The following is a 23,304-nucleotide window of genomic DNA, read 5'->3' as shown; positions in this document are numbered from 1 at the left end:
TCTTCCCCCTATTTCCGCATTCTCGGATCCAGCGCATCCCGCAGCCCGTCACCCAGAATATTGAACGTTACCATAATGAGGACGATGACAATCGAAGGGTACAGCAGCAGGTATGCCTGCGTATTCAAGGATGCGAATCCGTCGTTAATCAGCACCCCGAGCGAAGACATCGGCGACTGAAGTCCAAGGCCGATAAAGCTCAGGAACGCTTCGGTAAAGATCGCCGACGGAATCGTGAACATCGTGTTGATGACGATGATGCCGATCGTGTTCGGAATCAAATGCTTTGTAATGATGCGCCCGGTGGACGTGCCCAGCGTACGGGCCGCCAGGACGAATTCCTGCGACTTCAGCTTCATAATGTGTGCCCGGACCAGCCGGGCCATGTTGACCCAGCCCGTAATGGACATCGCGACCATGATGGTCACGATCCCCGGCTTCATCACCATCATCAGCAGGATGATAATGATCAGGCTCGGAATCCCGGTCAAAATTTCGACGATCCGCTGCATCACGTTATCGACTCTTCCGCCGAACAGGGCGGAAATGGCGCCGTAGGCAACCCCGATGACGAGGTCGAGCGCGGCGGCGAGCACGGCGATCAGGAGCGACACGCGCGTTCCCTGCCATACGCGGGCCCATTGGTCCCGGCCGAATTTATCGGTGCCGAACCAATGATCGGCGTTCGGTTTTTGATAGACGGCATTATAATCGGTAGAGTAATAGTCGTGATGTCCGATCCACGGACCAACGATCGCAAGCAGCAGCATGATGACCAGGATGACCAAGCTGACGATCGCTGCTTTGTTTTGTCTCAGCCGTCTCCAGCTGTCCTGAAAAGCAGTCAAGGATTTGCCCGAAATCTTCTCCCGTTCGTCCGGCCTTGCGGCGGCCGGCTTAAACAGCGCATCCACGTTATCCATTTGCGTCATGTCCTCACTCCTTTCCCGATGCCAGACGGATCCGCGGATCCACCAGGCCGTACAGCAGATCCACGATCAGCATGACGAATACATAGAAGGCGCTGTAAAAAATCGTGATCCCCATAATCGTGGAATAATCGTTCATTTTGATCGAGTCGACGAACAGGCTCCCGATCCCCGGAATCCCAAAAATATTCTCAATGACGAGCGAACCTGTCAGCAAATTGACTACGATCGGACCAAGAATCGTAATGACCGAAATGAGCGAGTTGCGGATCACATGCTGGAACATGATGCGCGCGAACCCGAGCCCTTTTGCCTTAGCCGTCGTGACATAATCCTGCTCAAGCACCTCCAGCATCTCTGTCCGTACAAACCGGGCGATCAAGGCGATGACGCCGACGCAGAGCGCAATGGACGGCAGGATGGAGCTGGGATAGCTCTCCCAGAATGCGACCGGCAGAAGCCCCCATTTGAGCCCGACAAAATACTGCAGCAGCGCCGCAAGCACGAAATTCGGCACCGACACGCCGAGAACGGCGATAATCATGGTGGCGTAGTCCCAGCCGGAGTTATGGCGGTAAGCGGCGATGATCCCGAGGATCATGCCGATGGCCAGTCCCAGCAGAACCGCTTGCAGACCGATCAAGGCCGAAGGTCCGATCCGGCTCATAATGATGTCCTTTACAGGTTGACCGGTGTAGAAAAACGACGTTCCCAAATCGCCTTTGACAATATTTTTTAAATAGTTCACGTACTGCACACCAACGGGCTTGTCCAAGCCGTAGCTGGCATAAATCATCTGTCTTTGTTCCTGCGGCAGCTGCTGAAGCTTCTCTTCATCGAACGGAGTGCCAGGCAGTGCTTTCATCAGGAAAAAGGTGGCGGTCGTAATAATAAACAACGTCAGCAGTAAGTATACGATCCGGATGCCGATATACCGTTTCAATGTTGCACCTCCCAATACGCGGGGCCTTCAAAATTTTCATTACGTCCCGGAGCTTGATCCAGGAAAGGGAAAGAGAGAAGCCGCGCTTCTCTCCTCTCCCGATACATGCCCATGTGAAGCGGCATTACTTGATGCTTGCATATTTAAAGTCAACCGGGTTGCCGTATGGATGGTAGTCCAGTCCTTCGACTTTATCGCTCAGCAGGTAGGAGTATCCGCCGAAGTAGATTGGAACGACCACGACATCTTCTGCCGTCAGGATTTTTTCGGCAGCCAGCAGCATGTCGATCCGTCTTGCTTCGTCCGTTTCTTTCTTGGCGTCAGTGATCAGCTTGTCGTACTTCGGATTTTCATAGTTACCGCGGTACGGTGTGTGATTTGCCCACAGATCCAGATACGTCATGGCATCATCATAATCGGCGCCCCATGCGGTAATCGCCATTTGATATTGGCTATTGTCCATCAGCTGTCCGCGGGCTTTCGCCGTTTTGGTGTCGATGGCCACGTCGATGCCGAGGTTTTTCTTGAACTCGCTCTGCATAAAGGTAGCGACGTCCTTCGTTTCGGAGGTGTCCGCTACGAGCATCGTAATTTTAGGCGCTTTACCCAGCTCTTTAACCCCTTGCTCCCAATAGGATTTGGCTTTGGCCGCATCCGGCGTGATCAGGTCGCCCTGCATTTCGCGGAAGCTTTTGCCTCCCGTTGCGCTCATTTGGTCCGGAATCAATCCTGTAGCGGCTTTGGAACCGTTGTTCAGCACTTGGTCCGCCAGCAGCTTGGAGTCGAAGCTGTATTCCAGCGCTTTGCGGATGTTGATGTTGCTCACGCCGTCCGCCTTCAGGTTGAACTGCAAGTACGTCGTTCTAAAGTTGATGCCTGTTCCGAATCCAGGGTCGGACTTGGATGCATTGACATCGGAAGACTGCAGCAGCACGCGGTCAAGCTGTCCGGCTTTGTAAGCGTTCAGCGCCGTGCTCTTTTCCTTGATGACTTTCAGGTCCACTTTGTCCACCTTGACGTTCGCAGCGTCCCAGTAGCCGGCATTCTTCTCGAGCACCGCACCGCTGGCGGCATCGACCGAAGTCAGCGTATAAGGACCGTTGAACAGCATGTTTTGCGGGCTCAGCGCATAGCTTTCGCCCTGGGACTTCACGAATTCCTCTTTCATCGGGAAGTACGGAGCCAGCGAAGTCAGTCTCAGGAAGTAAGGCGTCGGCTGTTTCAAATGAACGACCAGCGTCTTGTCATCCTTCGCTTCGATGCCGACTTTGTCCGCCGATCCGCCTTCTGCGTACTCGGCTGCACCAACGATGTAGTCCGTCATAATAAAGGAATAGCCGTTGGTTCCGGTTTTCGGATCCATTTCACGCAGCCAGGCGAACTTGAAATCGGCTGCCGTTACCGGCGATCCGTCGCTCCATTTGGCGTCAGCGCGCAGCTTGAACGTATACGTCAGCTTGTCTTCGGACAGCTCCGAGCTCTCTGCCATGGCCGGCTGGGGCTCGTTCTTCGGATCGAGGCGGTACAGCCCTTCTCCGATATTGTTCAGCACCGTAAACGATACGTCGTCGGATGCCGCCCATTGATTCAGGTCTTTAATTTCGCTTTCTACGGACAGTCTCAGCTCTTTGGACGCCGTCTGTGCGGTATTGCCCGTGTCCCCCGTTGTGCCCGAGCTCGCGCCTTTACTGTCGCCGCCGCTGAACGAGCATCCTGTGAAAATGGCCGATACGACAAGCAGCGTCGCCAGCAAGCTTACCTTTTTCCTTTTCATTGCATGTCCCACTCCTTTATGTCCCCTTTGTGAATGTATGATTGCACCGCCGTTTCCGAAGGAAGCCGCGGGTGAATCCGAATCTCTTGTGCTCATTCATGCTGAAGAACTTCCGGTACTGCGTGTCAATGGCAATCAGGTGCTCGGTCTCTCCTGCTTCCTCTATTCGTTACTGCCAAGAAATGCTAGTTTCGTAGATCGAAGAATTTTTCGAAAAAGGAGAGTATTACTTCAATTAGAAGTTTGCGTTTACTTACCTGCCAGGGTAAAAGCGGCTCTGCGCTCGCCGACTACAATGTGGTTGTCGTTCTTGATTTCCTTCGGAACGACCGTATACAGACGGTCAATCGTGGCCTGGTTGCTGTATCCGATTTGCTCGAGGATCGAAGCAACGGCGATCGGCCACGGTGTCTCCGAGCCGTCGATCACTTTCAGCGCAAAAGCGACGCGTTCCCGAATTAAAGAGAAGCAGTAGACGCCTTTGGCTCCTCCCTTGGCGACGATGTTGTCGTCCCGCAGCAGCTCCGAGCAGATAAACTGATGGCTCGCGATACTGTCCGGCGCCGCGTGCATATAGCGGACCATACGCTGCACAGCTTCCCGCGTCCCGGCATCACGGATCAGCTCAGGGCAGGCCAGCTTCAGGTATGCCGTGGCGATCGATTTCAGCGGCAGCGCAAAGATCGGAAATCCGCAGCCGTCAACGCCTACTTTAATCTGATCGACCGGATATTCGGCCATGTCTGCGAGTGTGTGAAGAATGTCCTGCTGCAGCGGATGCGATGGCTGCCAGTAAGTCTCGGTCGGCAAGCCCATCTCCCTCGCCGCAGCCAGAATGCCGAGATGCTTGCCGGAGCAGTTATGATACAGCTTGCGCGGCGGTTTATTTTCCCGCATGAGGGCGAACTTCGGCTCATCGTTCAGCGGATAGGTCGGGCAGCACAGCAGCTGCTCTTCTTTTAGACCGGTTTTGGCCATAATGGATTCCAATGCTTCGATATGATACGTTTCGCCCCGGTGGGAGGCGGCGAACATGGCGGCTTCCGCATCCGTCAGCCCGTACTTTTCGGCGATGTTCTGCTTCATGACCGGGATCGCCTGGAACGGCTTGGCCGCCGAACGCAGGAAGGTCATATGCTCCGCATCGCCCACCTCATAGATGACTTCTCCTTGATCCGATACGCCGCACAGCACACCGAGATGCACGTTCTCCAGCACGCCGCCGCGGTATTCCTCCACCAACGGTTCCAATTTCATACGTCAACACCCGCTTCGTTAAATTTAGTCTGCCTGCTCCATCTGTCTGTCGATGTCCAGGAACAGGTTTTGGGCCAGTATGCCCGATCCGATCACCACGCCGTCGCTCTCCAGAGCCGAGTAGACGATCTGGAAGGTTCCGCGCAGCGGCTCCCACACAAATTGATCCATGCATTTGTCCGAAATGAAGTCCCGGACTTCAGGGAAGCTTTCCACCAGCTTGCCGGTCAGAATCACCGTATCCGGGTTGTATACGCAGGCGATGTTGCTGACCGTGACCGCTACGAAAGTCATGGCCCGGTCCACAATGCTCGCCGCCCAATACTCTCCGTCCTTCCTCGCCTGGAACAATTCCTCCAGCGATCCGATCGGTTTGATTTTGTTGGCCTGCTCAACAAGCGATGCTTCGGCGATATAGGTCTGCAGGCAGCCGACCTTGCCGCACTCGCACAGAAGGCCTCCCGGGTCTACTACCGTATGCCCGATTTCCCCGGCACTGTTCGTCTCCCCGCGATAGATTTCCCCATCGATGATCAGGGAGGAGCCGACCCCGCTGCCGAAGCCGATCAGCACCGAGCGGCTCGATCCTCTCGCCGAGCCATATTGGTGTTCGGCAAGAGCACGGACTTTCAGCTCGTTATCCACGGCGACCTCAAATCCGGTCAGCCGCCGGAGCTCCCCGGCGATGTCGGTCTGCTTCCAGCCAAGCTGCGCGGACAGTACCACGCTGCCCCCGGCGTAGTCGACAATGCCCGGCAGTCCGACGCCGATACCGACCACCTTGCGGCGGTCGATGTCCTCCGCCTGGATCAGCTCCTCTATAGCCGAGGCGATACGCCCCAGCGTTGCTTCCGGCGTTTCGCGGGAATCGCGCGTCACCTGCGTACTGTGGACCACCTTCCCATCCAGGTCCACAATGCCGATCCGGATGCCGCTGCGGTCGATTTCAACACCCACGGAGAGCACCGAGCCGGGATTCACGTGCAGCATCACAGCTTTCCGTCCGACGCCGGTCGTCGTCTGCTCGATCTCATGCATAAAGTCCTGCTGGTACAGCTCGGAAACGATCCGGCTGACTGTCGTGGGACTCATTCCTGTCAGTCTGGCGATCTCAGCACGGGACAGGGGCGAGTGTTTACGGATCAGTTCAAACACCGTACTTCTGTTTTTCCTCCGGATATAATCCTGATCGTGCTTCTGCATCGGAGACGGTCCTCCATTTTAATTAATTTCACCTATGGAGAAAATCTTGGTAGGAAAATGGAACATAGTGGATTGAAACTCGGCATTTAGGGATAATTACCCGAATTGGCGTCCGACTTTGGTCTTATAATTTCTCCAGTGATGTTATTAATTGAACTTTAATAGAATTGAGATTTCGTGTCAATATATATGTCATGTTTTTGTCGAAATTCGTCTGATTTTCCGTTTTTGAGGAAATTTCATCAAATGAAATGCAAATTTTCAGATTTGGGTTTTCAATGAAAATACCAATTAAACCGCTTACTATAACACTTTGTGTCAACTTTTTCTTTCAAAGATTAGAACGTTTCAGCCCTTTACAAGCACCCTGTCTAACCAGTAACCGTGAAACTTTTTCTGAAAATCTCTTGTTTTCCTGTTACTATGGAGGAAGAACATGATCCGGACGGCGAACGTCTGGTTTCAGAAAGGTTGAAGCTGCAGCATGAATTCTACTTCTACTCCAGATTTGCATCCCCGTACGGCGGCAAAGGGCAAGGAACCCTTCCCTGTCTCCCTTCTGTCGCTGACGGTGGGCGCCTTTGCGATCGGCATGACCGAATTCGTGATCATGGGCATTCTGCCAAATGTAGCCGATGATCTGAACGTAAGCATCTCCACAGCCGGGCAGCTGATCACCAGCTACGCGCTGGGCGTGGCGGTCGGCGCCCCGATCCTGACCATCTTAACTCACCGGCTTCCGCAGAAGCTGCTGCTCTGCCTGCTGATGGCGCTGTTCATTCTCGGCAACGGCATTGCCGTCATCGCACCGAACTATACCGTGCTGATGGCAGCCCGCCTCATAACGGCGCTGTGCCACGGCACCTTCTTCGGCGTCGGCGCCGTCATCGCTTCCGGCCTCGTCAAGCCGCATAAACGAGCCGGCGCAGTATCCATCATGATGGCGGGCCTGACGATCGCCAACATTATCGGCGTACCGGTGGGCACCTTTGTCGGTCAGCACCTGGGCTGGCGCGCTTCCTTCGGCGCGATCATGGTGATGGGGATCGTGGCCCTGATCGGCATCGTCCTGTTCATCCCGCGGATCCGCCGCGATGAGTCGGCCAGCCTGGGCAAGCAGTTCAGGGCGGTAGCCCAGCCCAAGCTGCTGATCATCCTCCTGGCCTGCGCCGTCGGCAACTCAAGCTTGTTCGCCGTCTTTACGTATATCGCCCCGCTGCTGGAGCAGGTGACCGGATTCCATGAAAGCAGCGTCACCTGGATTCTCGTCCTGTTCGGCATCGGGGTCACGGTCGGCAACATGCTGGGCGGCAAGCTCGCCGACTGGAAGCTGATGCCCGCGATCCTGGGCATCTTTCTCTCCATCTGTGTGCTGCTGACGATTTTCACATTTACCGTCAAAAACCCAGTTGGTGCAGTCGTTACTATCTTCCTGTGGGGAGCCGCTTCGTTTGCGGTCATGCCGGGCATTCAGGTGAAAATCATGAACCTGGCGCAGGAGGCGCCCGCGCTCGCCTCGACCTCCAATCACTCGGCCGGCAACCTCGGCAACGCGTTCGGCGCCTTCTTCGGCGGATGGGTCATCGACGAGATGGGGCTCACCTCCCTGCCTTGGATCGGCGCCCTGCTCGTCGGGCTCGCCTTCCTGATTGTGCTGGCCGTCTATATGCAGGAGCGCAGACGGCAGACGGTTCCGGTGGCGGGGACGGTTAGCAAGTAAGACCGGACTTTGAGCATATACCGGAGATTATAGTGATAAACCAAAGAACACCTCCCTTGGAAGGGAGGTGTTCTAGCCCTCAGGCTGTCCTTTATTTTGCCGTTCAACAATACCAGGCTGGGGCCGCATGCAGCAACGGCTTACTTTTTCCCGGGATCGATGTCCTTCGGATTCAAACTGGCCCAAATGTTCGGGTTGTTCGCTTCTTCCGGATGCTCGAACACAAGAAAAGCGGTCGGCAAATACCGCTCCCCGTATTCGGACGAAGGCCGGTTCACACGTCTTTGATGATCTCCGAAATACTTATTCTTGCCATCGGTTTTCATTCCTTTATCGATGTTTATAAGTCTGGCGGCTCGACGCATGTGCAACGAAGGATATCGTACGGACTTACCTTCCCTGCCAGAATGCCGTTTTTTTCGACGAGCAGCGAATGGGCATGAACCCGGCCCAGGAGGGCAGCCGCTTCGTCAAGCTCCGAGCCGAACCGGATGACCGGCGCTTTGCGGGCAGCGATATCCATGACGTTGCAATCCATTAATCGATGCAGCTTCCGGTCCATGTCCTCATTGTCGAGCAGCGCCGCATAAGGGAACAAAACGTTGCACATCATCGCCGGCACGATCACCGGGCCCGTTCTGCCGATCCGCTTCATAATCTCCCGCGCGGTGATCCATCCGACGATTTCATTGCGGTCGTTCACGACCGGAAGCTCGCCTATTTGATAGAGCAAAAAACGTTCCAGAACGTCTCTGATCCGTTCGCTCTCCTTCACTTTCACAACATCCCGAACGATAATATCCGATACCAACATAGGCCGCCCTCTTTTACCCGATAGAACCTTCCATCTCAAATTTGATCAGCCGATTCATTTCCACCGCGTATTCCATCGGCAGCTCCTTCGTGAACGGCTCGATGAAGCCCATGACGATCATCTGCGTCGCCTCGGCTTCGTTGAGGCCCCGGCTCATCAAATAGAACAGCTGGTCCTCGGAAACCTTGGATACGGTTGCCTCATGCTCAAGCGTAATATTGTCGTTTTTGATTTCGTTGTACGGGATCGTGTCGGAAGTCGACTCTTTGTCCAGGATCAACGTATCGCATTTAACGTTCGATTTGGCACCCTCGCTGTTGCGGCCGAAGGAAGCAAGGCCCCGGTAGGTCACTTTGCCGCCGTGTTTGCTGATCGATTTGGAAATGATGGTCGACGTGGTGTCCGGCGCAAGATGGTACATTTTCGCTCCGGCGTCCTGATGCTGGTTTTTGCCCGCAACGGCGATCGACAGCACGGAACCTTTCGCGCCGCGGCCTTTCAGAAGCACCGACGGGTACTTCATCGTCAGCTTGGAGCCGATGTTGCCGTCCACCCATTCCATATTCGCATTTTCTTCCGCAACGGCGCGTTTCGTCACCAGGTTGTAAATGTTCGGCGCCCAGTTCTGGATCGTCGTATACCGCGCGCGCGAATTTTTCCGGCAGATGATTTCCACCACGGCGCTGTGCAAAGAATTCGTGCTGTAGATCGGCGCGGTGCAGCCTTCCACGTAGTGCACGAAGCTGTCTTCGTCCGCGATGATCAGCGTGCGTTCGAATTGTCCCATGTTTTCCGAGTTGATCCGGAAATAAGCCTGCAACGGCACCTCGCATTTCACGCCTTTCGGCACGTAAACGAAGCTGCCGCCGGACCAGACGGCGCTGTTCAGCGCTGCGAATTTGTTGTCGCTTGGAGGAACGACCGTCGCAAAATACGTTTTGAACAGCTCGGGGTGCTCACGCAGCGCGGTATCGGTATCCGTAAAAATGACGCCCTGCTCTTCCAGTTCCTTTTTCATGCTGTGATACACCACTTCGGATTCGTATTGCGCGGATACGCCCGCAAGGTATTTTTGCTCCGCTTCGGGAATCCCCAGCTTGTCGAAGGTCTCCTTGATTTCGGAAGGAACCTCCTCCCAGGTTTTCCCCTGGCGCTCGGCCGGTTTCACGTAATAATGGATATCGTCGAAATCCAGGTCGTTCAGGTTCCCTCCCCATTGCGGCACGGGCATCGCCAAAAATTGCTCCAGCGCCTTCAAGCGGAAATCGCGCATCCACGCAGGCTCTCCTTTCATCTCCGAAATGGCGGCGACGACGTCGCGGCTGAGCCCTTTGGCCGTTTGAAAGACGGATTGGTGCGCATCCTTGAAGCCGTATTTATAATCATCCAATTCAGGCATTTGTTTAGCCATATTCCATTCCCTCCTTTGTTCAAGCCTGTCCAAGCTTGCGTTCCGCCAGCGACTGCAGCCGATCCCGCAAACGGTCGTTCGGAATTTCCGAAATGACGGGAGCGAGGAATCCATAAACGATCAGCCGCTCGGCTTCCGCCCGGGCAATGCCGCGGGACATCAAATAAAAGATCTGTTCCGGATTCACCTGCCCGACGCTGGCGGCATGCCCTGCCTGCACGTCGTCTTCGTCGATCAGCAAAATCGGATTGGCGTCGCCACGTGCCTTCGGACTCAGCATCAGCACTTTTTCGGTCTGCTGGCCGTTGGTGCCGCTCGCCCCTTTTTCGATTTTCGTGATGCCGTTAATGATCGCCGTCGCGTCTTCGCGCATCACGGCGCGGGTCACCATGTCGCTCGTGGAAAATTGCCCGATATGCACCGCGCGGGTAGTCAAATTCATGTGCTGCTCGCCCGCTCCGACGCAGATCACTTTGGCGTCCGAATCCGCGCCGTCCCCTTGAAGAATCGACGCGGTGTCCGCCATGGCATTGCCGGCGTTCATCTCGCCGACGACCCAGCGGATGCGGCCGTCCGCTTCGACATGCGCACGGCGGTAGGTCATGTCCGTTATTTGCTTGCCAAGGCCCCTCACGGACGCGACATGGACCTCGGCTCCGCGTTTGACGAACACCTCCATGATCCCGAATTGGTCATGCTTGCGGCTCACCGCGGACACCGCGTTTTCCACGAAGGTCACCGAACTGTTTTCTTCCGCCACGATCAACACATGCGGCATAAAGCAGGCTTCTTCGTCATCCAACAGGAACAGCGCCTGCAGCGGCTGCGCGACTTGGACGTTTTTCGGAACGTAAAGGAATGCCCCTCCGCTCCACAGCGCGGCATGAATGGCCGTCATCCGGTTTTCGTCCGCCCGGACGGCCTGCATCAAATACGGCTTGACAAGCTCCGGATTTTCCCGCACCGCCTGTTCGAGGCCGGTAAAAATAACGCCTTGTCCCCTAAGCTCCTCGGTGAGCCGATGGAACTCGATCCCGGAGTTGCGCTGCACAAGCGCGTTATCCGAATCGATCCATTCCGAAGTCGCTCCCCCTGCGTCCTTCAAGGAATCGCGTTGCGCCGGGCGTCTGATCTCGCCGAACGTTCCCAAATTCCATCTTTCGATGTTCGTTTTCTCAAGCTTAGGGAGCGGCAGCTCCTCCGCCAGCCGAAAACCTTGCTCCCGAAGCACCGTCACCCATTCCGGCTCCTGGTCCGCGCGGAAGGATTCAAGCACCTGATTCCTGTCCACAGACATCATGATCGTATTCATTTTCGATTCCTCCAGCATCTATCGGATTTTTGGGCCCGTCGTGTTCATCGGCATTTGAAACGCGTCTTCGTCTTGCCCGACCGTCTCGTTTTCGATGCCGAGCTCCTCCTTCACCCATTCGTAACCTTCCGCTTCCAGCCGCTGCGCCAGCTCGGGCCCGCCGGATTTGACGATTCTGCCTTGCATCATGATATGGACAAAATCGGGTGTGATATAATCCAGAAGCCGCTGGTAATGCGTGATGATCAGAAACCCGCGGTCGGCGCTGCGCAGCGAATTGACGCCCTGGGCCACGATGCGGAGCGCATCGATGTCCAGACCCGAATCGATTTCGTCGAGAATCGTGATTTTCGGCTGCAGCATCATCATCTGCAAAATCTCGTTCCGTTTTTTCTCGCCGCCGGAGAACCCCTCGTTCAAATACCGGTGCATAAACTCGGGGTTCATCTCCAACGTCTTCATGTTCGCTTCCATCAGGCGGATGAACTTCAACAGGGAAATCTCAATTCCCTCCCCGCGCCCTGCATTGATGGCGCTGCGCATGAAATCGGAGTTGGTCACGCCCGTAATTTCGCTTGGATACTGCATGGCGAGAAACAAACCTGCCCGTCCGCGCTCATCGACGTCCATTTCGAGCAAATCCTCCCCGTTGAAAGTTACTGATCCGCCCAACACCTCATATTTGGGATGCCCCATCAGCGTCGAAGCCAGCGTGCTTTTCCCGGTTCCGTTCGGTCCCATGACCGCATGGATTTCGCCGCCCCGCACTTCGAGGCTCAGTCCCTTCAAAATTTCCTTTCCCTCAACGGATGCCCGCAGCTGATCAATTCGCAGTGTCGTGTTCATATTTACATCTCCTTCTGAATGGCGTTTTCCACTTCGTTTACGGCGTCTTCAAAAAATGTTTTGATGAAATCGAGCTCGGCTCCGGAATAACGGCTAAGAAAACGGTTAAACCGATCTTCCCCGGCGCGGTGCATCTTATCATGCAATACATAAAGCTTTTTCCCTTTCGGCGTCAGGTGAAAATAAATTTCCTTCTTGTTGTCGGGCATGCGCGCCCGCGTAATGAAACCGTGGTCCACCAGCTTGGCGCTGATCTTGGTAATGCTCGCCTTGGACAATTCCATGCGTTCCGCAATCGCGGTATTGTTAATGGGTTCATGTTTGCCGATGCAGTCGACGACGTGAATGCTCGTGACGCTGTCCGGGCAATCCGTAATCCCGCACGCCCGGGCTTGTTCGGCCAAATTGGCATGTTCCTGGCTTTCGTATTCTTCCGTCAAATGAATGAATTTCCAGTGCAGTCCGAAAATGGCCTTTTTAAGATCATCGGCATGCTCCACTTTCACTACGGCTCCTTTCCTTGGTCAAATCCACCCCGCGCCATTTTTGCCCGTTTTCCAATTTCATCAAAATATTGTTTACCAGGTAACGATTTCAGTTTAACATCATTGATAATGATTATCAATATCAATGATGTTTTTTTAAAAATAATCATTTTTCCTTAGTTTACAAGGATATTTTCGTTATCATCCATCCCCATTTAACGAAATTGATAATCATTATCAAATAAATCATATCTCCGCCCCACCTTAACCTCGCGTTATTCCTTTAGCTTTACCCTGTCCCTAGCTGCAGCAAGAAACGAAAAAGCCGCTAACGGCGCACACGGCGCTATTAACGGCTTTCTTCTGAATAAATTTGCTTTTTTCGCGGTTGTCTGCCTCATTTGCTCCGTTGCTGCCCTTACCGTGAAAAGTTGCCGGGGAATGTCCGCCATACGTTTAATTTACACCGTTTAATGCGCCAATTCGCCTACGAAGGTTGTCACGCTTTGGGCAGGAAGCTGGGCCGTAAAAGAACCGCCCTTTACTTTAATCGAAGATCCGGCGGTCATATTTCTGCTGGCGTCCGTTACCCATGGGGCGACCTTCGACGCCTTGCCGTTTTGCAAGGTGAAGGTTTGGCTTACCGCTGAGGTGCCTTTGTTAATGGCCACAATCACGACCTTGTTGTTGCCTTTATATGCAGAAGTGTAGACGTTGGTATCGGGGTTCTTCGTTGCATCGACCCTGACATAACCGGGGCGGACAAATTTGGAGAAATGAGCCATATTATATCCGCGCTTGCTTATCGTACCGTCCTCTTTCATAGGACCATACTGCCTGCGGATATACCACCATACGTAAGCCTCGAAATCTCCCTCTACCATCGCATTATGAATATGATAGGACACGTCAAGCGCCTCGGGCCACCGATCTGCAGAGTTTGCATCGCTGTTCGGATAGTATACTTCCGTCATCCACAGTTCTTTGCCCGCTCCCTTTTGCTTAAAGAGAGGATACGCGAAATCGCTGATCTGCGTCCCGTACAGGTGGGCACCCAAAATATCCATATTGGCCAGGGCCTGCGGATCGTTCAGAATAGGGTCGGACATGTTTTTCAGGTATTGAAACGATTCGGGCGCGATAACCCGGCAGTTAATGGAGCCTGCATTTTCCTTCATAAAACGAAGCATCTCTTCAGGGGTCCACCACGTCCAGGTATGGGCATAATCAGGCTCATTCTGCACGGATATCGCATATAGATCCACACCGTTGTTCTTCATGAAAGTAACGAAATCGTTAAGATACTGGGCGTAGTCGGCATACTTGTCGTATCTTAGGCGTTTGGCCGACGTATCTCCGTTCCGGTTGAACGTCTCTGTCATATCGCTCGGCGGATTCCATGGAGATGCAAACACAATGGCTCCGTGTGCAATCGCACTCTTGGCCGTTTCGACTTCCTTGCTCCAATTGTTCCGATCTTCATCCACATGAATTCTGAGGATGGAAAAGCCCAGCTGGTTGTCCCCATTGCCGAAGGCCGTTTCTCTTTGGGCTTCCGTCAAATCTCCGATCCAGACGGGGTGGTTGATTCCCCCAAAACCGCGAATGACCTGTTTTTCCGCCGATAAGTTGATGGTGGCGTTACTTGAAGCCGACACCTGAGCCGGCCCCGGCACGGCCAGTACGATCGACAGGGCCGTTATACCGGCTAACAATCCGCAAACCGATTTTTTCAAACGTGACCACGCTGCGTGCATTTCCATCAATACCTCCATTCTCTTGATAGAATCATTTAGCTATATAGATTGAACAAAAGGGTTGCACTAAAACTTCCTGTTATCACGGCCCAATACGGCCTATAACATTCTTTGTTTAGTTCATTCTATATTGCCGGATCAAAAATTCGGTTTCCTCTCACCCCCCTGTTCAAGTCTTGATTTCCCCTTCATCTCAGATTCGGATAACCATCGATGGGCGAGACCCCAATCCCTTACTCAGCCAGCCGCTCTTTGATATCAACGCTTCCCTGTCGGTAAGGCGCATGACGTTTCTGCCCGAACCCCATCGAAGTTTCCATGCAACGAATGTATTCCGATTTAGAACATCCAATTGGTAAAGGAATGAGCCGTCCCCCGTAGATCATAGGAGAACGGCATCATCGAATACCAGGTTGCTTGCTGCAAGCTGCAAGATTCCGCTTCTTCGCTATTTTGCGTTTCCGCCTACTCCGCAAACAACGCAGCGATCCGGTCATAAGCCGGCTTCGGACGGTGCTGCGCATCGAACAGCATCGGCCAGTTTTTGCGGCCGCGCACCGGGAAATCGTCCAGCCATGTATAGTTGTCGGCCGCCCCCCAGAAGGTCACCCCGCTGATGACGTCGCGGTACTCCTTAAGCAGACCGAACACACCCTCGTACAGCTCCGCCTGACGCTCGAGCATGCCCGGCTCCGGCGAAGTCAGATCGGCCCGCCTGTCATCGAAGCGGAAGACCGACACGTCCAGCTCGGTGAGCTGCAGCTGCAAGCCGAGCGAAGCATACTTCTCGATCGCCGCGCGGATATCGTCCAAGGACGGATCGAAGAGGTTCCAATGGGCTTGCAGGCCGATGCCGTGAATCGGCGCGCCTTGCTCCAGCAAGGACTTCACCAGCGCATAGATTTTATCCCGCTTGGCGGGATGCGATTCGTTGTAGTCATTGTAAAAGAGCAGAGCTTCCGGATCGGCGTCATGGGCGTATTCGAACGCCCTGGCGATAAACTCCGGCCCGGCGATGTCCAGCCACTTCGACGGACGCAGAAGCGCGTCACCTTCGTCGGCGATAACCTCGTTGACCACGTCCCAGGCATAGAGGCGGCCCTTGTACCGCCCCACCACCGTATCGATGTGCGAGCGCAGCCGTTCAAGCAATAGGTCCTTGCCTACCGGCCGTCCCTGGCCGTCCTCGAACAGCCAGTCCGGGGTCTGATTATGCCAGACAAGCGTGTGCCCGCGCATCGCCATTTGGTGCCTGCCGGCGAAATCGGCCAGCAGATCAGCGTCCTCAAACGTATACACATCTTCCTCTGGATGAACGCTGACGAACTTCATTTCGTTTTCCGCGGTAATGCTGTTAAAATGGTGTGCCAACAGCTGCTCTTGCGACCGGATCGTCCGCGGATTGACCGCCGCTCCGATCCGGAAAAACTGCGCGAAAAGATCCTTCAGCGTCTGCTCGGTATGCGTACCCGTTGAATTCATGACAGACTCCCTCCTGCCTATGGGTGTTAATTTGGACTTTAGTGAAATCCGGCGGCCGCTACCATGACTGCTTGGGAGGCCACTAAAAGGCCCCTATGCGGTTCCCTTAGGGTTCGAAAAACCGCTATCCACTGCGCTTGTCCGTTCTTTGACTCGGTTACTCTTTCACGCTGCCGACATTGAGCCCGACCACAAAATACTTTTGCAGGAACGGATAGACCACCAGAATCGGAACGGAGGCAACAATCGTTATAGCTGCGCGGATCGAGAGCGGCGTCACCATCGATACCGCGGTTTCCTGGTTCACGCCGACGCCTGCCGCCACGTTCGGATTGCTGTTGGAGTTCATACTCGACGAGAGCAGCTTCATCAGCTCATACTGCAGTGTACTGAGCTCCTGTCTGGAGGACGTGTACAGGAATGCGTCAAACCAGGAGTTCCATGCGCCTACGGCCACAAACAGTGCGATGGTGGCCAGCACCGGTGTACACAGCGGGAAAATGATCCGCAGGAAAATTTTGAAATCTCCGGCGCCGTCGATCTTGGCCGATTCGACCAGGCTGTCCGGAATCGTTCCGATATAGGTGCGTATGACGATCATGTTGAACGCGCTGATCATGGACGGGAAAATGTACACCCAGAAGCTGTTCAGCAGGTGCAAATCCTTGATCAGGAAGTATCCCGGGATCAGGCCGGCGCTGAAGTACATCGTCAGCACGAAAATGACGGTGATCGGCTTGCGGAAGACGTATTCCTTCCGGCTCAGCGTATACGACAGCATCGTTGTCAGGAAGATGTTCAGCACCGTGGACAGCACGGTCCGTGCCACAGAGATCCAGAATGCGTCATAAATCGTGCCCGATGCGAACACCGCCTTGTAGTTCTGCAGCGTCCATTGCCGTGGCCATAAATAAATGCCTCCGCGGATCGTATCGTTACCCGCATTCAGCGACACGGCGATCGTGTTCAAAAACGGATACAGCGTGACAACCACCAAAAAGATCATAAAAATCGCATTAAACGTATTGAACAGCACCGGCTCAACCTTGCTCGAGCGCATGCTTTTTCTTATCGTAACACCAGCCGCTCCCTGCGGGCTGATTTGATGATTTTCCATACTCATAACAGCCTCTCTTCCCCAAGCCGCTTTGCGGTCCAGTTGGCCACCAGTAACAGGGCGACGCTCACGACCGTTTTAAAGATCCCGCCGGCTGTGGCAAGTGAATAGTTTCCTTGAGCAATCCCGTATTTCAAGACAAAGATATCGATCGTTTCGGCCCAGTCCACGACCAGCCCGTTGCCGAGCAGGTACTGAACCTCAAAGCCAGCGTCCAAAATATGGCCGATGGACATGATGAGCAAAATGACAATCGTGGATTTGATCCCCGGCAGGGTTACATGAAGCATCTTCCGGTAGCGGCTGGCTCCGTCCATCTCCGCCGCTTCGTACAGCGCGGGATCGATCGACGCCATGGCGGCCAGATAGATGATCGTATTCCAGCCCACTTCTTTCCACACATGGGAAGCACCGACGATGCCCCAGAAATACTTTCCTTCGCTAAGCCATAAAATCGGTTCCTTGATCAAATGCAGCTTCATCAAAATATCGTTGACAATGCCGTCGGAAGCCAGCGAGGTGGCTACGATCCCAGTCACGATAACCCAGGACAAAAAGTGCGGAAGGTAAGAAATCGTTTGTACCGTCCTTTTCCAAATGACCTTTCGAATTTCGTTGAGCAGCAGCGCGAGCACGATTGCCGTTACGAAACCAAGCACGAGATTGATAATGCTCATACCGAGCGTATTGCGCAGCACCCGCATAAAATCGTCATCGGTAAACAAAAATTTAAACTGCTTGAATCCGACCCAGTCCTGCTGGCTGAAGGAACGCGCCGGTTTGTAGTTCTGAAATGCCATCGTCCAGCCCCAGACCGGAACGTAGGCAAATAAAATGATATACAGCGTCAAGGGCACGGACATCCAGATCAACTGCTGCTGGCTCTTCAGCACAGCCCAGGTCAGCTTCCGTTTCTTCTCTGGTTTCCGGACAGCTTTCTTATTGGTTACAGTCACAGCCATACGTTTGCTCTCCTCACCATATTCAAATTCCGGAGCGGGTATCTATAAAGCGGAAGGCGCTCATTCGCGCCTCCCACTTTCTGTGAACCCTTATTTGCTCCAATTGTCGATTCTCCACTTGATTTGCTCGTTGATCTTGTCTTCGTACGCCTTGACATCGACCTTGTGAATTTGTGACGTGTACTCATTCCAGACCGAATCAAAATCGGACGGGTTCGCCAAAACTGCTTTCGGCAAATACTTGGTGGACAGATCGTTCAGCTTCGTGTTCGCTACTTTGGCTGGCGATCCTTCGACCAGATCGATGGACCAGGCCGGGTAGTAAATCGGATTCTCCGGCGGCTCGCTGAAGAAATCGACGTAGCTGTCAAAGCCGTAGGCTTCCAGGAATTTTTTGTCGTAATCGTTCAGGCCCGCTTTGTATTCTTCCGGCTGTGCAGCGGCGTCGGTGGAGTTGCCGTCGCTGAAGCTTCCCTCGATTTTCGGCAGGTTTCCGAAAAGGGCGTCAGCTTTGTTCGCCAGCTTCCATGTTCCGTCCGACTGCTTATCGCGCTGTTCCTGCGTTCTCATGAACCGGCCTTGGTCATTAACGATATAATCCTCGCCTTCAATGCCCCAAGAAAATGTTTTCTGCCAGTCTTCGGTGATCAGCGTATCCAGCAGCTTAATGATCTTGACCGGATCCTTGGCGTTCACGCTGATTCCGAAGCCGTTGTTTAGGTTAAGCACAGCCCGGTCGCGATAATAGTCCTTCGTGCTTGTATCATATACGAGCGGAAGTCCCACATACGTCCGGTTAAACTTCTTCTGGGTAATCAGGGAGTTCTCGGCATTCTGGAAGTTCCAGTGCTGGTCGAACATGCCGAGCACCGTGCCGCTGGACAGTTTGGCCAGGTACTGGTCAAAGTTCTGTACAAACGTCTCTTTGTCGATCAGCCCCTGCTCGTTCATTTGATTCAGCTTCTGGTAATATTGCTTGGCATAATCCTTATCGGCAAAAATTTCGGCTACGCCGTTGTTCACAACAACGCCGCCGTCGTTCGGATGACCAATCAGATGCTGAGGCGGGTTAAAGAGACCCCAGTTTTTCCAGTCATAGTTCAAAATCTCAAAACCGATCGTCGGGCTGCCGTCGATGGTCGGATGCTTCGCCTTATACTTGGCGATCAGGTCGAAGTACTCGTCCAGCGTCTTCACTTTCGGATAGCCGGCCTCAGCCAGCACGTCCTTCTGAACCCAGAACGCCGGCCCGGAATACCAGGTGCTGTTCAGCTTGCCGTTGTATACTCCATAGTTCGGCAGAATATAAATGTGCCCGTCGTTCGGGTCCTTCATCATGTTCCAGTATTTTTCATAATGCTTCTTCAAATTTGGCGCGTACTTCTCGATCAAATCCTCCAGCGGAATATAGGCTCCAGCCGCCGTCAGCTTCGTGTTACCGGTCATCAGATCCGGGTAGTCGGAGCCGGCAATCATGACGCCCAGCTTCTGGTTAATGTCGCCTGCCAAAAACTCGAAATTAAACGTGGCTCCCGTCTCATCCTTGATTTTTTTGTAAATCTTGTTGTCCGGAGTGGGCTGCTGCCCGGCTTCCCCGATGAAAACGCTCACGTTGAACGGCTCCACCTTTCCGTCGCTGCTGCTGCCCGTCGCTGTCTGCCCTGTAGAGCTGCTGCCGTTGTCTGCGCTGTTGTCTTTGCTGCCGCCGCAGCCGGACAGGACTACGCTGAACGTCATCGCCATGAGTATGCCAAGACGAACCAGCGGTTTAAATCTTCCCCCCATGTAAAGCACCTCCGTCAAATTTTAGCCACACCAAGCTTTTTATTGTAAGCCTTTTCATGTAACTGTCTTTATTGTAAAAGCGCTGCCATAGCCGAAACTATATCGGAATTAAAGGAGTCACCTTCAAAACTTTAGAACATCCTTTTTTTGTATTCATTGGGGGACATCGCATGCCTCGCTTCGAACTGCTTGAGGAATTGGCCGTAATGGCCGTACCCGACGCGCTCCGCAATTTCGCTGTTCTTCAAACTGCTGTTTTCCAGCAGGCGTACAGCCTCTTCAATCCGCAGATTATGCAGCATTTCGTTAAAGCCGATGCCGTTCTTCTTCAGCAGCAGCTGGCCGAGATAAACGGGATGCAGGTAGAAGACCTCAGCCAGCTTGCGGATCGTTAGCGGCTCCCGGTAGTGCTCGCGGACGTAGTCGATAATTTCCTGGGCAATGCCCTGGGACTGCCGCTGCTGTTCCCGCATAAAAAAGTCAATGCAGCCCTCGGCGCAGGACAGCAGATCGCCCATCACGTCGCCAAGTGTCATCACAGTGCCGGATATCCGGGGAATGTTGTACTTTTCGATCCAGGGCTCCGCTGCCTGGCCGGCTGCTTCGCGCATATGGCTCATGATTTGATACATGACATGGATGGCGAGTTTTTTGACGATGTCCGGATTCGGCATGGACTCCCGCAGACTGGAATCCGCTAACTGTACCGCCTTTCGCAAAGCCGGCTTGTCCAGCAGCGATACGGCCTGGAGCATATCTTCAAATAGATCGAGCCGCTCAAACTGATCTTCAAACTTGATGTGCCGCACCTGCTCGTAGAGGATTAAGCCCGGAGCGTGATCAAGGTAAAAAGCATATTGTATGGCCTTCTTCGCCGCCTTGCAGCAGCAGCCGATCCGGTGCAGGCTGTTCTCCGCCTGCCCTGATGCCATAAACACCCGTTGTCCGTTCGCGCAATCCGCCAGCAGCTCCTCCGCCATCGCGTAAGCTGCCTTATCGTTATCCTCTGCCGAGTTCCAACCGTACACGATCCCGAAGCTGCTAGGCTCCAGATCGACCAGATATATGTATTCGCCCACCTCTGCCATTGCAGCAGCCTTCGCCCGTAGCCTGGCAAGAGCATCCGGCGCAGCCTGCACCAGGCACATGTTCCATGCCGGCATGGCATCTGACAGGCGGGTGACCTCATTCTCCCTGCCGTCCAAGGCGTTCGCGCCGCCATTCAGCAGATCTTTAATCATTGAAACCGCCTCTTCGTATGAAGCCATCCTCGTCAGGCTCTGTTCCTCCCGCTCCCGCACCAGCTCCCGCCGAATGTCCCGGATCTGCTCAGCCGCCTCCTCCGGAATGACCGGTTTGAGCAGGTACGCATTGACGCCGTATCGCAGCGCCTTCTGGGCGTATTTAAATTCGCCATATCCGCTGACAATGGCGAATTTGACCGGCACTGTCCCCTCCCGGCTCCACGCCTCGATCATTTCAAGCCCGTCCATCAGCGGCATCCGGACGTCGGTGATGACCAGGTCCGGCGCCAGCTCCCGGATTAAATGCAGCCCTTCCTTTCCGTTGCTTGCGCGGCCGCACACCTCAAAGCCCAGCTCCTCCCAGTCGATCCACAGCTCCAGCCCCTCCAGGGCAGCGGGTTCGTCATCGATCAACAACACTTTAAATGTCATGGTTCCCCTCCTGTATTACGGATCGATCAGCCTGCCATACCGCTTAGAAACTTGATCGGAATTTCAAAAAATACGGTCGTGCCCTGCTGCGGGCTGCTTACGATATCAAAGCGCACCTGATCGTGATAGTACAGCTCAAGTCTCCGGTACACGTTGCGGATGCCGATATTGGCGCCGGACTCGTCTTCGGTTTGTACCGCCTTTTTAATTTCCTTGAGCCGCTCCAGCTCCATGCCTTTGCCATTATCCGCAATAACGATGCGCAGACGCTCTTCGGTAACGTAAGCGCTGACCGTTACGATGCCCTGTCCGTCGATCGCCTGAAGCCCGTGTTTGCAGGCATTTTCCACGAGCGGCTGAATGCTCATTTTCGGAATTTTGTACTGCAGCGCGTCCGGATCGATATCGAAGCGGTATTCGAATTTGTCACGGAACCGGAACTTCTCGATTTTGAGATACATGTCGATAAACACCATTTCTTCCTCCAGCGTCACGATGTCTTCCTTCCAGCTAAGGAGCCGCCGCAGCAGCTTGGACAGGCTTTTGACGATGTCGGTTACGTCCGTGTAGTGGTTTTTCGTACAGACGACGAGGATCGCATTCAGCGTATTGAACAGAAAATGGGGATTCATCTGGCTCTGCAAAAAGTTCAGTTCGGCCCGCACCCGCTCCATCTCCAGGTTTTTCTGCTGGATTTCCAGCTTGTAGACGTTGTTGATCAGGAACTTGATCCGGCCGGTCATCTTGTTGAAATTGCGGATGAGTCCGCCGATTTCATCGCGCCCCTCGTCGATCTGGATCAGGTCGAACTTCTCATTCGTCACCTTCTGCATATGCCGTGCCAGCCGCTTCACGCGGTAATTGTAGGATCTCAGCATAATGAAAATAAATCCCGTCGTGAACAGGGTAATCCCCGCTGCAACGATTCCGACGTACAATCTCATTTCGTTCATCGCATTGGTGATGCGCACACCCTTGGTGATCCCGATCAGCCGCCATCCCTTGACGTATTTGGCGGTGCCGATATTGACCGAATGAACGTCCTGTTCCTTGTCCTCAGCAGACAGTTTGAACACCGGGTACGCGTCCGTCGTGCCGGTCTGGTATCCGCTCTGGGCCGACATAATGATTTGGTTCCGCTCATTGACCAGGTAAAGATCCAGGTAATCTTTTTCCCGGACAATCACGTCATAAATTTTGTTCAGGTCGATGTCGATTCGCAGCAGCTTCTGATAGTGGTCGTAGTTATCAAAATAATCCATCCGCTCGATCACGCTCAAATAAGGAGCCATAAACACGCTGCTGCTGGCTTGGTTGGCTCGGTACGCCGCGACGAACACCGGATTCTGCGAGTCCTTCCACAATTTATACCAGTCGCTCGCCCGGACCTCGTCATCGATGACGTGGTAGTTCCCTCCGTCGACGATCGTCGGATTATCCGTGAAAATGCTGATGCGCTCGATTTGGTTGTTCACCGGAATGTAGCTGGTCACCCGGTTGCGCAGCTGCTCGTCAAAGGCGTCATAAAAATCGATCTGGCTCGCATATTTCCGGTCGAGTATTTCATACAGCGTCTTATCGCTGCTTAAGGCATGGCTGACCGCTACCCCGCCGTCGATGAAATCGTGAATATCCTTTCTCGCCCGCTCGATCGAGATATCAAGGTTCTGCTCCTCCCGCGCTTTGATCAGATCCGACAGGCGGTCCGTCACCACCAGGTTGATGACGATCACCGGGAGCAGCACGCCGACGATAAAGATGAGCAGAAATTTATAATTCAGCGGAATATCGTTGACGATCTTCCGGAGCTTGAATTTGCGCGTGGACATCA

The 23,304-nt window shown here is 53.9% G+C and carries 18 protein-coding genes and 1 pseudogene; 1 reads left to right on the top strand and 18 read right to left on the bottom strand.

Translation table 11 applies throughout. The features are described 5' to 3' along the window. Positions 1-8: 8 nt before the first annotated feature. From GCU45_RS23405 to GCU45_RS23385, 5 genes are all read right to left on the bottom strand, one after another. Positions 9-923 carry an ABC transporter permease gene (locus tag GCU45_RS23405; RefSeq protein ID WP_244364657.1) on the bottom strand — a complete coding sequence of 305 codons (915 nt, stop codon included), beginning with the start codon at positions 921-923 and terminating at the stop codon, positions 9-11. A gap of 13 nt (positions 924-936) precedes the next feature. Beyond that, positions 937-1,872 (bottom strand): ABC transporter permease, encoded by a 936-nt coding sequence (locus GCU45_RS23400; protein WP_076170525.1) that lies wholly within the window; start codon positions 1,870-1,872, stop codon positions 937-939. A gap of 124 nt (positions 1,873-1,996) precedes the next feature. Next, positions 1,997-3,646 (bottom strand): peptide ABC transporter substrate-binding protein, encoded by a 1,650-nt coding sequence (locus GCU45_RS23395; RefSeq protein WP_152400920.1) that lies wholly within the window; start codon positions 3,644-3,646, stop codon positions 1,997-1,999. Between the two features lie 249 nt (positions 3,647-3,895). Further along, positions 3,896-4,903 carry an asparaginase gene (locus GCU45_RS23390; protein ID WP_152400918.1) on the bottom strand — a complete coding sequence of 336 codons (1,008 nt, stop codon included), beginning with the start codon at positions 4,901-4,903 and terminating at the stop codon, positions 3,896-3,898. A gap of 24 nt (positions 4,904-4,927) precedes the next feature. Then, positions 4,928-6,106, bottom strand: coding sequence for an ROK family transcriptional regulator (locus GCU45_RS23385; protein WP_152400916.1), 1,179 nt, complete (start codon positions 6,104-6,106; stop codon positions 4,928-4,930). Positions 6,107-6,590: 484 nt separating this feature from the next. On the opposite strand from GCU45_RS23385, the gene GCU45_RS23380 reads away from it, so the two are divergent. Beyond that, positions 6,591-7,826 (top strand): MFS transporter, encoded by a 1,236-nt coding sequence (locus GCU45_RS23380; protein WP_152400914.1) that lies wholly within the window; start codon positions 6,591-6,593, stop codon positions 7,824-7,826. A gap of 140 nt (positions 7,827-7,966) precedes the next feature. Here GCU45_RS23380 and GCU45_RS23375 read toward each other — a convergent pair. From GCU45_RS23375 to GCU45_RS23315, 13 genes and pseudogenes are all read right to left on the bottom strand, one after another. Next, positions 7,967-8,104, bottom strand: a pseudogene (locus GCU45_RS23375) (phosphodiester glycosidase family protein); the annotation flags it as partial. Between the two features lie 62 nt (positions 8,105-8,166). Then, positions 8,167-8,640: a CBS domain-containing protein gene (locus GCU45_RS23370; protein ID WP_152400913.1), complete on the bottom strand. Its 474-nt coding sequence runs from the start codon at positions 8,638-8,640 to the stop codon at positions 8,167-8,169. 13 nt (positions 8,641-8,653) lie between these two features. Continuing rightward, on the bottom strand, positions 8,654-10,051 hold the full coding sequence (sufB, locus tag GCU45_RS23365) for a Fe-S cluster assembly protein SufB (RefSeq protein WP_152400911.1): 1,398 nt from the start codon (positions 10,049-10,051) through the stop codon (positions 8,654-8,656). A 19-nt stretch (positions 10,052-10,070) separates the two neighbouring features. Then, entirely contained in the window at positions 10,071-11,363 is a 1,293-nt protein-coding gene (gene sufD, locus GCU45_RS23360) for a Fe-S cluster assembly protein SufD (protein ID WP_152400909.1), read from the bottom strand. 18 nt (positions 11,364-11,381) lie between these two features. Continuing rightward, on the bottom strand, positions 11,382-12,209 hold the full coding sequence (gene sufC, locus GCU45_RS23355) for a Fe-S cluster assembly ATPase SufC (RefSeq protein WP_152400907.1): 828 nt from the start codon (positions 12,207-12,209) through the stop codon (positions 11,382-11,384). A gap of 2 nt (positions 12,210-12,211) precedes the next feature. After that, positions 12,212-12,709: a MarR family transcriptional regulator gene (locus GCU45_RS23350; protein WP_152400905.1), complete on the bottom strand. Its 498-nt coding sequence runs from the start codon at positions 12,707-12,709 to the stop codon at positions 12,212-12,214. Positions 12,710-13,164: 455 nt separating this feature from the next. Continuing rightward, positions 13,165-14,451 (bottom strand): glucuronoarabinoxylan endo-1,4-beta-xylanase XynC, encoded by a 1,287-nt coding sequence (locus GCU45_RS23345; RefSeq protein WP_152403281.1) that lies wholly within the window; start codon positions 14,449-14,451, stop codon positions 13,165-13,167. A 465-nt stretch (positions 14,452-14,916) separates the two neighbouring features. Continuing rightward, positions 14,917-15,933, bottom strand: a complete 1,017-nt coding sequence (locus GCU45_RS23340) for an endo-1,4-beta-xylanase (RefSeq protein ID WP_152400903.1) — start codon at positions 15,931-15,933, stop codon at positions 14,917-14,919. A 157-nt stretch (positions 15,934-16,090) separates the two neighbouring features. Then, the gene (locus GCU45_RS23335; RefSeq protein WP_186320158.1) at positions 16,091-17,050 is read right to left on the bottom strand and encodes a carbohydrate ABC transporter permease; all 960 of its coding nucleotides are present in this window, start codon (positions 17,048-17,050) and stop codon (positions 16,091-16,093) included. 2 nt (positions 17,051-17,052) lie between these two features. Next, the gene (locus GCU45_RS23330; protein WP_152400901.1) at positions 17,053-18,012 is read right to left on the bottom strand and encodes an ABC transporter permease; all 960 of its coding nucleotides are present in this window, start codon (positions 18,010-18,012) and stop codon (positions 17,053-17,055) included. A 90-nt stretch (positions 18,013-18,102) separates the two neighbouring features. Then, complete coding sequence (locus GCU45_RS23325; protein WP_105441796.1) at positions 18,103-19,797, bottom strand: ABC transporter substrate-binding protein; 1,695 nt, start codon at positions 19,795-19,797, stop codon at positions 18,103-18,105. Positions 19,798-19,928: 131 nt separating this feature from the next. Next, entirely contained in the window at positions 19,929-21,473 is a 1,545-nt protein-coding gene (locus GCU45_RS23320; RefSeq protein ID WP_152400900.1) for a response regulator transcription factor, read from the bottom strand. Positions 21,474-21,499: 26 nt separating this feature from the next. After that, on the bottom strand, positions 21,500-23,302 hold the full coding sequence (locus GCU45_RS23315) for a sensor histidine kinase (protein WP_152403278.1): 1,803 nt from the start codon (positions 23,300-23,302) through the stop codon (positions 21,500-21,502). Positions 23,303-23,304 lie beyond the last annotated feature (2 nt).

Origin of the sequence: Paenibacillus cellulositrophicus, from assembly GCF_009363095.1 — a bacterium.
Lineage (GTDB): Bacteria > Bacillota > Bacilli > Paenibacillales > Paenibacillaceae > Paenibacillus_AQ > Paenibacillus_AQ favisporus.
Note: the sequence above shows the minus strand (reverse complement) of the source record. Positions and strands in the feature narration are given on the sequence as shown.